Source organism: Halalkalibacterium halodurans (assembly GCF_004376175.1).
In the GTDB taxonomy this organism is placed as follows: Bacteria; Bacillota; Bacilli; order Bacillales; family Bacillaceae_D; genus Halalkalibacterium; species Halalkalibacterium halodurans.
In genome coordinates, this window is sequence record NZ_SNUY01000009.1 from 1 (window position 1) to 14,112 (window position 14,112).

At 43.7% G+C, this 14,112-nt stretch carries 14 protein-coding genes; 12 read left to right on the forward strand and 2 right to left on the reverse strand.

The annotated features are described in order from the left end of the window. The first annotated feature begins 249 nt into the window (after positions 1-249). From E2L07_RS04485 to bioC, 6 genes are all read left to right on the forward strand, one after another. Positions 250-1,677, forward strand: a complete 1,428-nt coding sequence (locus E2L07_RS04485) for an alkaline phosphatase PhoX (protein ID WP_010900029.1) — start codon at positions 250-252, stop codon at positions 1,675-1,677. A gap of 32 nt (positions 1,678-1,709) precedes the next feature. Beyond that, positions 1,710-1,916 carry a twin-arginine translocase TatA/TatE family subunit gene (locus tag E2L07_RS04490; protein ID WP_134228948.1) on the forward strand — a complete coding sequence of 69 codons (207 nt, stop codon included), beginning with the start codon at positions 1,710-1,712 and terminating at the stop codon, positions 1,914-1,916. Positions 1,917-1,995: 79 nt separating this feature from the next. Next, positions 1,996-2,721 carry a twin-arginine translocase subunit TatC gene (gene tatC, locus E2L07_RS04495; RefSeq protein ID WP_053430042.1) on the forward strand — a complete coding sequence of 242 codons (726 nt, stop codon included), beginning with the start codon at positions 1,996-1,998 and terminating at the stop codon, positions 2,719-2,721. Between the two features lie 153 nt (positions 2,722-2,874). After that, positions 2,875-4,062 carry an 8-amino-7-oxononanoate synthase gene (bioF, locus tag E2L07_RS04500; protein ID WP_053430043.1) on the forward strand — a complete coding sequence of 396 codons (1,188 nt, stop codon included), beginning with the start codon at positions 2,875-2,877 and terminating at the stop codon, positions 4,060-4,062. Continuing rightward, positions 4,059-4,784 (forward strand): alpha/beta fold hydrolase, encoded by a 726-nt coding sequence (locus E2L07_RS04505; protein WP_053430044.1) that lies wholly within the window; start codon positions 4,059-4,061, stop codon positions 4,782-4,784. The genes bioF and E2L07_RS04505 overlap by 4 nt, the downstream gene beginning before the upstream one ends. Continuing rightward, a complete protein-coding gene (gene bioC, locus E2L07_RS04510; protein WP_053430045.1) occupies positions 4,774-5,589 on the forward strand; it encodes a malonyl-ACP O-methyltransferase BioC in 816 nt (271 codons plus the stop codon). The genes E2L07_RS04505 and bioC overlap by 11 nt, the downstream gene beginning before the upstream one ends. A 43-nt stretch (positions 5,590-5,632) precedes the next feature. Here bioC and E2L07_RS04515 read toward each other — a convergent pair whose 3' ends face one another. Then, complete coding sequence (locus E2L07_RS04515) at positions 5,633-5,914, reverse strand: hypothetical protein (RefSeq protein ID WP_134228949.1); 282 nt, start codon at positions 5,912-5,914, stop codon at positions 5,633-5,635. A gap of 171 nt (positions 5,915-6,085) precedes the next feature. Between E2L07_RS04515 and E2L07_RS04520 the strand changes: the two genes are divergently transcribed. From E2L07_RS04520 to E2L07_RS04540, 6 genes are all read left to right on the forward strand, one after another. Further along, entirely contained in the window at positions 6,086-6,781 is a 696-nt protein-coding gene (locus tag E2L07_RS04520; protein WP_134228950.1) for a response regulator transcription factor, read from the forward strand. Then, the gene (locus E2L07_RS04525; protein WP_134228951.1) at positions 6,774-7,778 is read left to right on the forward strand and encodes a sensor histidine kinase; all 1,005 of its coding nucleotides are present in this window, start codon (positions 6,774-6,776) and stop codon (positions 7,776-7,778) included. The genes E2L07_RS04520 and E2L07_RS04525 overlap by 8 nt, the downstream gene beginning before the upstream one ends. A 116-nt stretch (positions 7,779-7,894) precedes the next feature. Next, entirely contained in the window at positions 7,895-8,656 is a 762-nt protein-coding gene (locus E2L07_RS04530; protein WP_134228952.1) for an ABC transporter ATP-binding protein, read from the forward strand. Further along, the gene (locus E2L07_RS04535) at positions 8,646-10,592 is read left to right on the forward strand and encodes an FtsX-like permease family protein (RefSeq protein ID WP_134228953.1); all 1,947 of its coding nucleotides are present in this window, start codon (positions 8,646-8,648) and stop codon (positions 10,590-10,592) included. The genes E2L07_RS04530 and E2L07_RS04535 overlap by 11 nt, the downstream gene beginning before the upstream one ends. Before the next feature lie 402 nt (positions 10,593-10,994). Continuing rightward, positions 10,995-11,534, forward strand: coding sequence for a PDC sensor domain-containing protein (locus E2L07_RS21135; protein WP_243854903.1), 540 nt, complete (start codon positions 10,995-10,997; stop codon positions 11,532-11,534). Then, the gene (locus tag E2L07_RS04540; protein WP_243854904.1) at positions 11,437-12,987 is read left to right on the forward strand and encodes a methyl-accepting chemotaxis protein; all 1,551 of its coding nucleotides are present in this window, start codon (positions 11,437-11,439) and stop codon (positions 12,985-12,987) included. Before E2L07_RS21135 ends, E2L07_RS04540 begins: the two co-directional genes overlap by 98 nt. A gap of 99 nt (positions 12,988-13,086) precedes the next feature. Here E2L07_RS04540 and manA read toward each other — a convergent pair whose 3' ends face one another. Further along, the gene (gene manA, locus E2L07_RS04545; RefSeq protein ID WP_134228954.1) at positions 13,087-14,034 is read right to left on the reverse strand and encodes a mannose-6-phosphate isomerase, class I; all 948 of its coding nucleotides are present in this window, start codon (positions 14,032-14,034) and stop codon (positions 13,087-13,089) included. Positions 14,035-14,112 lie beyond the last annotated feature (78 nt).

Consider the following 14,112-nt stretch of genomic DNA (forward strand, 5'->3'; position numbering starts at 1 on the left):
CTGTTTTAACCTTATCAGAAATGGATTCTTTTTTCATTTATTTGATGCATGGACCATTTAGCTCAATACCTTGATAGATAAGCATTATTTGGTTATCAAAGATTTTTTATGAATAATTCAGGTTTATCTTCCTGTCATAAACTTCACACGATCATCATTCTCTGTTCATCGTTCATTAAAACTCATTTGATAGATTATCCATGACGGCTTCAATGTTTTCACTTCACTAAAAACGAAGGAGGAATATTGATGGGTAAAGGTGCAATGAATAGACGAGACTTTTTAAAAGTAGGCGGAATGAGTACACTCGCATTAACATTAGGCTCGACAGGACTTTTTTCTTTAGAAGGACAAGCAAAAAACTCTTCCAATCCAACGAGTGGGTTTGGGGGGTTCGGGCCTCTCGTAAAAGACCCGAACGGAATTCTCGATCTACCAAAGGGATTCAAATACAAAATCCTCTCAAGAACAGGAGACCGAATGACCAACGGTGACCTTGTCCCTTCCATGCACGATGGAATGGCGGCGTTCCAAGGGCCGAGAAACACGACGATTCTCGTTCGTAATCATGAAAATGGGACAAACGCCGACTATCCGGTCAACGGAAAAAATCCGTGGAGCAAGGGCGCCGCGGGAGGAACGACAGCACTCGTAGTCGGTCCAAATCGGGAAGTTATTCGTGAATATGTGACGAACTCTGGGAACATTCGAAATTGTGCCGGCGGTCCATCCACTTGGGGAACTTGGTTAACCTGTGAAGAAACACGGGACATGGGTCACGGCTTCGTGTTCGAAGTAAACCCTCATGAACCTGAAAATGAAATGTCGAAAACACCGATTCGGGACATGGGTTACTTTTCCCATGAAGCCTGTAATGTGGACCCCTCGACAGGAATCTGGTACTTAACTGAAGATAACAGCCCGAGCTTCTTTTATCGATTTACCCCTCACGATCGTAGCCAAACACTCGGTTCCTTACAAAAAGGTGGAATCTTAGAAGCGGCAGCAATTGATGAATTGCCCCATAACCAAGCAAGCAACTTTACGAGTGGCCAAAAAATCGGCATCGTTTGGAAAAAAGTGAACCCTGAGCGCGCAAAGGAAGATGCTCGTGATCTAGGCTGCATTCGATTTAGCCGTTTAGAGGGATCTTGGTTCGCAGGCGGTGCCTTCTGGTTCGATGATACTAATGCAGGTGAAAAAAATTTAGGGCGCATTTATCGCTATTTTCCAGCAACGAATACGTTAGAGCTATTCTATGAATCTTCTGATCATAACGATTTAGAAATGCCGGATAATATTACGATTACGCCATGGGGCGATCTTTGGATTGCAGAGGACGGCAACATTGGCCGTGATCGGATGATTGGTTTAACGCCTGAAGGAAATGTGTATACGTTTGCTGAGAACAGGCTGAACAACTCAGAGTTTGCCGGACCTGCATTCTCACCTGATGGAAAAACGTTCTACCTCAACATGCAAACACCTGGCATTACCTTTGCGATTTGGGGGCCGTTCGCACGAAGAAATGCAGCGCGTCAAGTGGCCATGAGCCATGCTGCCCCACCACCTGGATATGGACCACAAGTATCCGATAAGTTGGCGGACTATGCAGAAAGGCATGGAATGTCTCCGTTAGCCGCAGCGGCATTGGAGCGCCACGGCTTCATCGTGTAATCGGTTTTCAATCTGAATTGGAGGGATCTATATTGTTTCAGAACATCGGTATCCCAGGATTAATTCTTATTTTGGTCATCGCTCTCATCATTTTCGGGCCATCCAAACTTCCGGAAATCGGACGAGCGTTCGGAACAACCCTTAAAGAATTTAAGCGGGCCACATCCGACCTCGTGAGCGAAGATAGCTCTTCCCGCGAAGGAACAAAGGAATCAAAAGAGACAAAGCTAGAACCATAACTTTTTGCACACACATTCGATCACGATGGGAAGATGTAGACATCTGTCTGCATCTTTTCCCTTAAGAGGAGCTGATTCGATGGATAAACAAGAACGACCATTTATCGATCATTTAGCCGAACTGCGGAAACGAATCATTGTCACCATGCTAACCTTTATAGTCGCTCTGATTAGCACCCTTATCTTTGTTAAAGACGTTTATCTTTATCTAGTGAAGGATCTAGACGGCAAATTAGCCCTCCTTGGTCCTGGCGACATCTTGTGGGTCTATATGACAATTGCGGCGGTATTGGCTACCGCGGCGACGATTCCCATTGCGGCCTATCAAGTGTGGAAGTTTGTCCAACCTGGATTAACAAAGGGAGAACGGCAAGCGACATTAATCTTCATCCCAGGGCTATTCTTCTTTTTTATTGCCGGCATTGCGTTTGGCTATTTTGTTCTTTTCCCTCTCGTTCTTACGTTTTTATCAAATTTAGCCGGCGACCAATTCGAAACTATGTTTACGGCAGAGAAGTATTTTCAATTCATGCTCCATCTCACGTTGCCATTTGGCTTTTTGTTTGAAATGCCAGCAGTGATTATGTTCCTTACAAAGCTAGGCGTACTCACCCCTGAAAAACTATCGAAAGGAAGAAAGTATGCCTATTTTCTTTTAATCATCCTCTCCGTCGTCATCACACCACCTGACTTTTTATCTGATGTGCTCGTCATCGTTCCTTTGTTTATCCTCTATGAAATTAGTGTCTCTCTTAGTAAATTGATCTACCGAAAAAAAGAGTCGAGCGAATTATCGGTGGCTTGACGATGAAAGATCCCTTATAACAGGGGTCTTTTCTTTCACATGAAGAAGCTCTTAAATTGACCACTTGATTTGCTAGACGATCCGCTATTATGTTAACCTTTAATTAAAAATAGTTAACAATAGAGACTTCCCCACGGATTGGAGGAACATAAGTTGAATACGGATTGGTTACATACGTTAGAGGAAAAGCTCACGAGATTAAAAGAGCGGGGCTCGTTTCGCCAACTTGTGCCAACATCCGAGGCAGCACTCCCTTGGTTAACACGAGAGAACAGCAGGCTCCTTAATTTGGCGTCCAATAATTATTTAGGAATTGCCGGTTCAAACGAATTCATCGAAAGAACCGAACAACTCGCTTCAGCTTGTGCTATCGGCTCGACTGCTTCCCGTTTCATTATCGGCAACCACCCTCTTTATGAGGAAGCCGAATACGAATTGTCAAAGTGGAAAAAAACTGAAGCTGCTCTGATTTTTGGTAGTGGTTATATGGCGAATGTCGGTATTATTTCCTCGATTGTAGGGCGCGGGGATGCCGTATTTAGTGATAAGTTAAACCATGCCTCCATTGTTGATGGCTGTCAGCTGAGCAGGGCCGACCATCTTCGCTTCCGGCATAACGATATGGATCACCTTGAAACCCTGCTACAAAAGTCACCCCATAAACAGAAGCTTATCGTTGTAGACGCCCTCTTTAGCATGGACGGCGACCACGCAAACCTTCATGATCTTGTCACACTAAAAGAGCGATACGGAGCCATTTTAATGGTTGATGAAGCTCACAGTGGCGGTGTGTACGGGGCAACAGGCGGCGGACTTGTGGAGGAGCTGGGCTTAAACGATCGCGTGGACATTCAAATGGGAACGTTTAGTAAGGCTCTAGGTAGCTATGGTGGATACGTTGCTGGGGCTAAACCGTTCATCGAGTATCTTCTCAACCATGCACGCAGCCTTATTTTTACGACGGCCCTCCCCCCTTACATCGTCGCATCCCATCTAGCAGCTTTGCAAATCGTTCAGGAGCAGCCGTGGAGGCGGGAAAAAGTTCAGGTGCTGGGAGAGCGCCTACGCAACGGACTTGAGCAGCTTGGATTCTCGTTATGCGGTAGTGAATCCTATATCGTGCCTGTCCTCATTGGCGACAACCATGACCTCCTCCTTGTGAGTGAATCGTTACAAGCAGCAGGAATAGCAGCGATTCCGGTGCGGCCCCCTACCGTTCCTCGCGGTGAAGGTCGCATTCGCTTAACAGTGACCGCCTCCCACACGGAGGAAGATATTGACTGGGCGATTGAACAGTTTCAGAGATTGCCACTCGTAGGACGAAGGGAGTTAACACCATGAATGTATTATGGATACCGGGTTGGAGCATTCCGTTCGATCGTTGGAAGGAGCTTTGTCGTCCTTTTCAAAAAGCTGAGCTTGAGGAAATGTTCATCGATTTTCGTGCATGCCAGAGGCGCGAAGACTTTCTGCAGCTCGTTCTCGATACAATCGATGGTCACCAAGGAGAGTGGATTTTAGCTGGTTGGTCGATGGGGAGCATGATGGCCGTCGAAGCGGCTACCCTGAGAAAAGCGCGGGTAAAAGGATTGTTTCTCCTTTCAAGTGCATTGCAGTTTTCTCAATCAGATCATCACCCCGGCGGAATCCCGTTAGCGGTTATTCGCCACATGTCGCGTCAACTTAAACGGAATCGGACCGAGACGTTGACGTCCTTTTACGAGCAAATGTTTTCGGATTCGGAAAAATCGCTAGGGCTCGATCAGGCTTTTTTACAAACACTAGAGGCTGGCGACCCTTTCTATCATTGGCAGAATGAAAGTTTAATAGCTGGACTCGACTACTTAGCAAATGTCCAATTGCTTCAGGGTTGGCCTACCGTTTCAGTGCCGATCACATGGATTCATGGGAGTGATGATACGATCTGTCCTTCTCCTGCTTCCGGGTTATTTTCGCCATCGAAGCGGCTCATCATCGTTGAGGGGGCAGGACATGTTCCCTTCTATACTCAAGATTCCGTTGTCATCAGCGCATGGGAGGAGTTGCTAGGTAATGTTTATTGATAAACAAACGGTCGAGCGTCATTTTAGTAAAAGCGCTCACCTCTATGATGGCGTGAATCACGTTCAGCGCAAAATGGCTCATCGGCTCGTACAGCTTTTAGACGAAAAGCGACGCGATGCAAAAGACGAGCCCCGTGCAATTCTTGACATCGGCTGTGGCACCGGCTGGTTAACACGTGAATGCTTAAAATCCTTTCCTCAGGCAACGATCGATGCTGTCGACCTTTCGAAGCAAATGCTCGAGGTAGCAGAGAAAAACGTCTCCTTTCATCCAAACGTCCAGTTCATCCAAGGGGACATTGAGAAGATGGTACGAGAAAAGCCTTCAGCTAAGACGTATGATGTTATCGTCGCTAACGCCGTTTTCCAATGGTTAGATAAACCGACCGAGACGGTGGCGCAACTTCGTTCTTGGCTAAAACCAACTGGCCTCCTCCTATTTTCTACCTTCGGACCTGATACGTTTTATGAACTCCACGATTCGTTCCTGCTTGCAGCTAAACAGCTCGGAATCATCGACGAACGACGGGGGCTCGATTATCTCTCAAAAAGCGAATGGAAACGCACATTGGAGAGACTTTTTGCCGAGTTGACCATCCACGAGGAAAAAGCAATTGAATCCTATTCAACGGTTGAACAATTTTTGCACACGGTTAAGAAAATGGGCGCGACCTATTCCCAATCCTCCCGCCCTTTATCGAAACGGTACTATCAACTCATGAAGGAGATCTACGAACAGCGCTATCGAACAGAGGACAGTATCCCTGCCACGTACGATTGCCTTTATGTGTTGTGCCAAGCCTAAGTGCAAAGGAGTCCTCCTCAGTCAAACGAGGAAGACTCCTTTTTTAATAGTTATCAAGCGGATCGTACGAGACGATGACGGGAAAAAAGCTTGGCGTCACAAGAAAGCCTTGATGACTCCCTTCCCGATCCTTAAGCACGACGGAATAATCCCCAAATCCTTTCGCATATTCTACGGAAACATACGTTAAATCATGATCATGATAGTTCAATGTCGTATAGATTTTAACCGTCGTAATGGCTAACGATTTTGGCGAAATTATGGCCCATCCTGCGCAAACGATGACGAGAGCCACTCCTATCATCAAAACCATTTTTCTCTTCATGCAGCACTTTCCTCTCTCTATTCAACCCGTTAAACATGATTCCTTGTTTAATTATAAGGTGGATTTCAGGAGTCGAACATCATTTTTTCCAAAGTCGCTTCCTATATAGCTAATCCCCATTTTTTACTATACAATGAAAAAAGAATGAGCGCGTAAGTGTGGTGAACGAAAATGTTTAAAATTATGGTAATTGAAGATGACCATACATTGTTTAGTGAAATAAAGGAACGCCTTTCCCAATGGTCTTACGATGTCCATGGAGTGAGTAACTTTGAAAAGGTGATCGAGGAGTTTACGAGCCATAAGCCAGATTTGGTGATCATCGACATTCAGTTGCCGAAGTTTGACGGCTTTCATTGGTGTCGCATAATTCGCCAACACTCCAATGTCCCGATCATCTTTTTATCTTCACGCGATCACCCAACTGATATGGTCATGTCGATGCAGCTTGGCGCCGATGACTTTATTCAAAAACCGTTCCACTTTGATGTCCTCGTTGCAAAAATCCAAGCGATCCTTCGCCGAGTCCATAATTACACGAGCGAACAAACACAGCTAAAAACATGGTGCGGCGCGACCGTTGATTACGAAAGCAATACAGTTAGCAACCATGTCGGATCGATCGAACTATCAAAAAACGAGTTTTTTATTTTAAAGCGGCTCATTGAACGTAAAAACAAAATTGTCACCCGTGATGATTTGATTCGTAGCTTATGGGAGGATGAGCGTTTTATTAGTGATAATACCCTTACCGTTAATGTCAATCGATTGAGAAAGCGATTGGACGAGCTCGGATTAGGTGCTTACATTGAAACAAAGGTCGGTCAAGGATATATGGCAAAGGAAGATGGGAACATCAATGATTAAAACCTTTTTAAAAGAACGAGGAAGCTGGATTCTGATCATTATCTTCCTCCAATGCTTCACTGTTTTTATAGCATATCTCGATTCAGCGATCCCGTTAGCACCTGTCTTCTATAGTGTGTTTTTATCATCGATGATCTTCTTCTTTTTTCTAGCCGTGCGATATAAAAAAGAAACAACATTTTATCGAAAGCTTGAGGAATGGGACAAAGATTTGGACGTAACCAATTTAGTTGCCGCCGAAAGCCCGTTTGAACGTATCATTGAGCAGACGATTGTTAAACAAACCGGCTACTTGCAAGAGAAAGCCCATCGACATGAGACCGCGTTGGAACAGGAAAAGGATGACTTACTCGCATGGATTCATGAAATCAAAACACCGCTCACGGCGATGCATTTAATTATCGACCGTCTCGAAGACAGAACCATTAAAGGCCAGCTCACGTATGAATGGATGCGAATCCACCTACTGCTCGATCAGCAGCTCCATCAAAAACGAATTCCCTTTATGGAAAACGACCTTTACGTGGAAAAGGTAAACCTTGAGAGTGTACTCCATCAAGAAATCAAGACACTGCAATCGTGGTGCATCCAAAAAGGGATCGGCTTCGACTTACAGTTAGAAGTGACAGACGTGTTGACAGACGCTAAATGGCTATCGTTCATTTTACGGCAGCTTCTCTCCAATGCGGTCAAGTATAGTGAAGCGTCTGACATTATCATTAAAAGCGATGTGGTTTCTGGGAAAACCGTCGTTGAAGTGACAGACTTCGGTCGAGGGATCGAGCCGAAAGACCTTCCTCGTATTTTTGAGAAAGGTTTTACTTCAACGAAAACCGATCAAACGAATGGGGCAACGGGGATGGGGCTATACTTAGCCAAAAGAGTCGCCGAACCATTATTGATTGACCTAGCCGTAAGCTCAACAGTAGGTGAAGGCACAACATTCACCTTGACCTTCCCGAAAGAAAATGAGTTTGTCCGGACGCTCGGCATGTGACAAAAGTGTCACATGCTTTTATCTGTTTGTTCGTTTAATCGAAGGAAAAAAACATGGAACCCTTTTACGATAAAGATGGCTTCACCATTTCTAGACATGACAAGGAGTGAAAATACATGGCAATACTTGAAGCGACAAACATTCATAAAAGCTATGGTACTAAGCTAAATAAACAAGAGGTCTTAAAAGGAATCGATATCCGTGTGGAAAAAGGGGAATTCGTCAGCATTATGGGGGCCTCAGGTTCAGGAAAAACAACGCTCCTGAATGTCCTGTCTTCCATCGACAAGCTAAGTAACGGCTCAATAAAAATTGAAGGCAGCGAAATGACACGGTTGAAAGAAAAGGAGCTTGCCCAATTTCGTAAAAAGCACTTAGGCTTTATTTTTCAGGAGTACAACCTGCTCGACACGTTGACCGTAAATGAAAACATTTTGCTTCCGTTATCGATTACAAAAATTCCGAGAAAAGCAGCAGATGAAAAGTTCAAACAGGTTGCAACAGAATTGGGAATTTATGAGATTAAAGATAAATATCCAAACGAGATTTCCGGTGGACAAAAGCAGCGGGCTTCAGCAGCACGAGCGTTCATTCATGAACCGAGTATTATATTTGCCGATGAACCAACAGGTGCGCTTGATTCTAAGTCCGCCTCCGATCTATTAGGTAAGTTACAGCAATTAAACGAGAAGCTGAGAGCGACGATTGTGATGGTCACACATGATCCTGTCGCTGCAAGCTATTGCAGCCGGGTGATCTTTATTAAAGACGGGCAAATTTATACGCAGCTTCATAAAGGGGACGAATCGCGACAAACCTTCTTTAAAGACATCATGAAAACACAAGGTGTGTTAGGTGGGGTGCAAAATGACCATTAATCACCTCATTCTTCAAAACTTGAAGAAAAATTTGAAGAACTATTACCTGTACGTATTTGCCCTTATGTTTAGCGTCGCCCTTTACTTTGCGTTCGTCACCTTGCAATATGACCCAGCGATGGATGACGTTCAGGAAGGCATTAAAGGGGCTGCCGCCATGAAAGCCGCATCCGTACTACTTGTCGTGATCGTGACCACGTTCTTGCTTTATGCAAACAACATTTTTATTAAGCGTCGTAGCAAGGAAATCGGCTTGTTTCAAATGATCGGCATGACGAAAGGGAAAGTATTTCGGATTTTAAGCGTAGAAAACTTGATCCTTTATTTTGCCTCACTGACAGGCGGGGTGTTTATCGGATTTGTCATCTCCAAATTTGTGACGATGATCCTGTTTAAGCTGACCGGATTGGACCGAATCGCAACCCTTTCTTTTTCGGTACCTGCACTTGTTCAGACAGTGATTGTATTTACTTTGATCTATGGGCTCATCTTGCTCGCAAATTATCTTTTTGTAAAACAACAAACGATATTGTCCCTCTTTCACGTCACTTCATCATCAGAGGATCGGGTGAAAAAAGTATCGCTCTTCGACATCATTATCGGTAGCCTCGGAATTGTGTCCATCCTTGTCGGCTACTTTGTATCATCGAAATTGTTCGGGGGTACCTTTACCTCAATGGAGACACTCTTTATAGCAATGATCTTCATTCTCGGATCGGTCATTATTGGGACGTACTTTTTCTATAAAGGCTCCGTTACGTTTCTTTTTAATTTGATCCGAAAAAAGAAAAACGGCCATTTAGCTGTGCGAGATGTCCTATCGTTATCGTCGATTATGTTTCGCATGAAATCGAATGCACTCATACTGACGATCATTACAACCATCTCAGGACTCGCTATTGGCTTATTATCGCTAAGCTACATTTCTTATTATTCAGCGGAAAAAACGGCGGAACATTATGTCCCCTCTGACTTTACTTTAACGGATATGGAAGATGCGGCATATTTTAAGGAGGCACTAGATGCTCATGGCATCGCCTATAACGAAACGGTGATCGATGTTCTTATAGCGGAAGTTTATGTTAAAGACATTTTGGAAGAGCCTCTAGACGGTGTTGATTTTGATTCAGATATTATGATCCTCCCCGTCATACGTGATACTGCGGTCGAAAGTGTGAACGTGGCGCCAGAAGAAGCCGCCTTTACCGGTTATAACGATATGATGCAACAATTTATGTCGTTAAAAGATTCCGGATTCATTGAACTAAGGGGAAAACAAAAGGTTATCCCGCAAAACTATATCGGGTTACACAGTGAATATCTCGTATCTACTTATTTCTCAAGTGGTGGCTTGCCTTTAGCTATTGTGAATGAAACGACGTTTTCCCAATTACAAGATGACATTGACCCTGAGATTCAGCTCAATTCGTCGGTTCATATCGGCATTGATATTAAAGATGCAGGACAGCTAGAAGAAGCGATTACTCTATTTCATGAAACACCTTTTACGAGTGAAACACCTCAATATGCTCAATTTGAAATGAGCCAAAGTCAGAAGCAAATCTTTGGACTGGCCATGTTCATCGTTGGCTTTTTAGGACTCACCTTTCTTATCACGTCAGGATGCATCCTCTATTTTAAACAAATGGATGAAAGTGAAGAGGAAAAAGGGAGCTACACAATATTACGAAAGCTCGGCTTTACCCAAGGAGATTTGCTGAAAGGAATACGAGTAAAGCAAGTATTTAACTTCGGAATCCCGCTTTTGCTCGGTCTCAGTCATAGCTATTTTGCAGTCAAATCAGGTTGGTTTTTCTTTGGCACCGAATTGTGGACACCGATGATCATGGTCATGTTACTCTATACAGCTCTCTATTCCATCTTCGCCATTCTATCGGTTCTCTATTATAAGAAAGTGATTAAAGACGCCCTGTAATCAACGAACCAAAGCTCCCTTCTCTCTGGGGCTTTGGTTTCTTTTACTAGACTTGAAATTTCTGAAATATCTTTTTTGCTATATGTGAAGTTATGTACAATATTCAAACATAGTAAATTTCTTCAAAAATGAATGATTCAATTTTTAAACATTTTAACACCGTCGATATATAGATATAACAATATTATTAGTCCTCCATAGGCTATAAATACTATCTATTTGAAGACACGAGCAACCCCATTAGCTTTTATTACTTGACCTCTTAAAATAAGATAGATTTTTCGCCATAATATTTAAGGTGAATATATCCACAAACTACAAAAATATTCCGTTTTTCTCTGAAATTATTCATGATATGATAGTTTTGCACTCCATATGAACTAGGTAGAAAGGATTGATCAAGTGATTAGCAAGCTCTCATTTTTCAGAAAATCCATCAATTTGAAGTTTATTGTTTATTTTTTACTCGTTGGATTGATCCCTCTCATCATTATGTCCTACATGATGTATCAATCGAGCGCAAACGAGATTGTCGCCAAAGAGCGTGAAGCAACGGAGAGCCAGACCGTTAGTACCGTTGACGGAATGGAACAATGGCTTGAAAAGCGTCTAGACGAAATTAAAATTGTCGCCAGCTCTGAAGCGCTTCAATCTGACCGATTAGAAAGCAAGCTACAATTAATGAATGTAATCAAAAACCAAGACGATAGTTATGAAACTGTCGTTTTTACAAGGGCAGATGGAATTGTTCAAGCCCATACAAATGAGGAGCATATTGGCGTCCTTGATCTATCCGATCGGGAATATTTTCAAAATGGGATGGCCGGACAGGACACCATTTCTAGTGTCCTTATTTCAAATGCAACCGGGAATCGTTGCCACCCCTGTTCTCTCTTCTTCTGGAGAGACACTAGGGGTTATGTCCGCATCGATCAATTTTGAGCAACTGATTGAGCAATATTTACATGGAGACCAATTTAACCAGCATGAAGTGATCTTTATCGATGATCAAAATACCATCCAAGCTCATCCGAACGATGAACTCATCGGGATTACCGTGGAGGAGTCTGGAATTGAAAGTGATTTAGTCTCTTTATTTGCAACAGGAAAAGAAGAGTCCGGTACGTCCATCACTCGTGTGGATGGCGAGGAGATGGTGATTAGTTACGCGCCGATTGAAAAAGCAGGATACGGCATTTATCTCCTTACTCCCCTTTCTTCCGTTTTAGCCGTAACAGACCATATTCAAATGATTACGATCATGATTATGGCTGTTTTTACTGTCATCATTGTTCTCTTTGCCATTTGGATTGCGAGAAGTATGAGCCGGCCCATTCGCCTCATTACAAGTCACGTCCAAACGATCGCCAGTGGAGACTTAACAAGTTCTGATTTACAGATTAAAAGACAGGACGAAATCGGGATTTTGGCTCACAATGTGAATCAAATGGCTACCAATTTAAAGGAAGTGATTCATCAAGTAGGAGATAGTGCTGATCGCGTAGCCGCTTCTTCGCAACAGCTTTCGGCAAGCTCTGAGGAAGTAAGTCGTTCCAGTGAGCAAATTTCTGAATCAATCCAACAAGTAGCCAGTGGCTCAGAGAAACAATCAAGCGGGGTAAATGAAAGCACTCTTTCCCTTGAAGAAGTCTCGTCCAGTGTTCAACAAATTGCTGAAGCGTCGGTACAAATTACTAAATCGGCCAATTCAACGATTGAAAAAGCAAAAGAAGGCGGACAGTCGGTTGAAAACAACGTCGAAACGATGAACAAAATCCATGAGTCTGTCACCGATTCTGTTCAAATTACGAAGATGCTCGCTGAACGCTCTAAAGAGATTAACAACATCTTAGATGTCATCACATCGATTGCTGAGCAAACGAACTTACTCGCTTTAAATGCAGCGATTGAAGCGGCTCGCGCAGGTGAGCACGGAAAAGGCTTTGCCGTCGTGGCAGACGAAGTGAGAAAGCTAGCGGAAAGCTCTCAACATTCATCACAGCAAATTTCTGAAATTGTCGTAGAAATTCAGAAGGAGATGGATCGGACAAGTACGGCAATGAATGGGGTCATGGAAGAAGTGAAAGATGGCCTAACCGTTGCCAACGAGACGAAAACCCATTTCCAAGAAATTATTCAATCAACTAACCAAGTGGCGGAGCAAATTGAGTCAATGGCTGCTACTTCTGAGGAAATTTCCGCAGAGGTCGAGCAAGTTTCTGCTTCCTTCAATGAAATTGCCGTCATCGCGGAAAATACATCTGATAGCGCCCAAGATGTAGCTGCCGCATCTGAAGAACAGCTGGCAACCATGGAAGAGGTAACCTCTTCTGCTCAATATTTAAGCCAAATGGCTACCGATTTGCGTGAACTCCTTAGCAAATTTAAAGTGTAACTAGTGATAAAGCAAGCCCCTCGACGTGCATTTTAGCACAACCGAAGGGGCTTTTTTGTTTAGACTTGCGTATATGGGCAACGACAGCTCTGCTGCCCTTTAAGGATGGGAAACGATCAATTGACATTGGCCTTCAATGTTAAAATCATTAAACCCTACTGGGATTAGGAGGTGGACCCCTTTTTCAAAAGAGTATCTCTCCCCTTGATACGTAAGCCTACCTGTTCCTTCAATGATACTTACTAGTAAATAACGATCGTCACTAGAGAACGAAGCCTGTCCGTGAATGTCCCATTTATGGACGGAAAAGAACTCCGTTTCTACAAACGTCGTCACAACGGCTTGGTCTTTTATCGTCACTTTTGGACAGACGTCTGGATCTTGATGGGGCACTGTCGTTACGTCAATCGCCTTCTCTAAATGAAGCTCCCGTAAATTTCCCGCTTCATCTCGGCGGTCGTAGTCATACACGCGATACGTCGTATCCGAGCTTTGCTGAGTTTCTAAGACGAGCGTTCCCTCGCATAGTGCGTGGATCGTCCCACTCGGCACATAGAAAAAATCTCCCGGCTTGATCTTTACCTTTCGCAATAAATCATCCCATGCCCCATCTTCAATACATTTCTCTAATTCTTCTCTCGTTTTTGCATGGTGACCTAATATCATCTCTGCATCTTTCTTACAATCAAGGATGTACCAGCATTCCGTCTTTCCTAATTCCCCATTTTCATGGCTGTTGGCATATGAGTCATCGGGGTGAACCTGCACGGATAAATCCATATTGGCGTCTAAAATTTTCGTTAATAACGGAAACACGTCTGATGAAGGATTTCCAAATAGTTGCGGCTGTTCCTTCCAAAGCTCTGCTAATGATTTTCCAATAAATTCGCCATTAGCAACAATAGAGGAGCCGTTCGGATGAGCAGAAATGGCCCAGCACTCTCCCGTTTTATCGGATGGAATATTGTAGCCAAACTCCTGCTTAAGCAGAGTCCCTCCCCAAATACGCTCCTTAAACACAGGTGTTAAAAAAATCGGTTGCAACATACAGTCTCCCCCATTCGGTTCATGTTTTTTCTTCCTGTAATGTATGGTTTGCAAATAGTAACGTGCCTGTAATGCCCG

What these genes read in the sequence shown, in the direction of transcription:
- E2L07_RS04485 (WP_010900029.1), top strand. Translation starts at nt 250, where the DNA reads ATGGGTAAAGGTGCAATGAATAGACGAGACTTTTTAAAAGTAGGCGGA.
- tatC (WP_053430042.1), top strand. Translation starts at nt 1,996, where the DNA reads ATGGATAAACAAGAACGACCATTTATCGATCATTTAGCCGAACTGCGG.
- E2L07_RS04505 (WP_053430044.1), top strand. Translation starts at nt 4,059, where the DNA reads ATGAATGTATTATGGATACCGGGTTGGAGCATTCCGTTCGATCGTTGG.
- bioC (WP_053430045.1), top strand. Translation starts at nt 4,774, where the DNA reads ATGTTTATTGATAAACAAACGGTCGAGCGTCATTTTAGTAAAAGCGCT.
- E2L07_RS04515 (WP_134228949.1), bottom strand. Translation starts at nt 5,914, where the DNA reads ATGAAGAGAAAAATGGTTTTGATGATAGGAGTGGCTCTCGTCATCGTT.
- E2L07_RS04520 (WP_134228950.1), top strand. Translation starts at nt 6,086, where the DNA reads ATGTTTAAAATTATGGTAATTGAAGATGACCATACATTGTTTAGTGAA.
- E2L07_RS04525 (WP_134228951.1), top strand. Translation starts at nt 6,774, where the DNA reads ATGATTAAAACCTTTTTAAAAGAACGAGGAAGCTGGATTCTGATCATT.
- E2L07_RS04530 (WP_134228952.1), top strand. Translation starts at nt 7,895, where the DNA reads ATGGCAATACTTGAAGCGACAAACATTCATAAAAGCTATGGTACTAAG.
- E2L07_RS04535 (WP_134228953.1), top strand. Translation starts at nt 8,646, where the DNA reads ATGACCATTAATCACCTCATTCTTCAAAACTTGAAGAAAAATTTGAAG.
- manA (WP_134228954.1), bottom strand. Translation starts at nt 14,034, where the DNA reads ATGTTGCAACCGATTTTTTTAACACCTGTGTTTAAGGAGCGTATTTGG.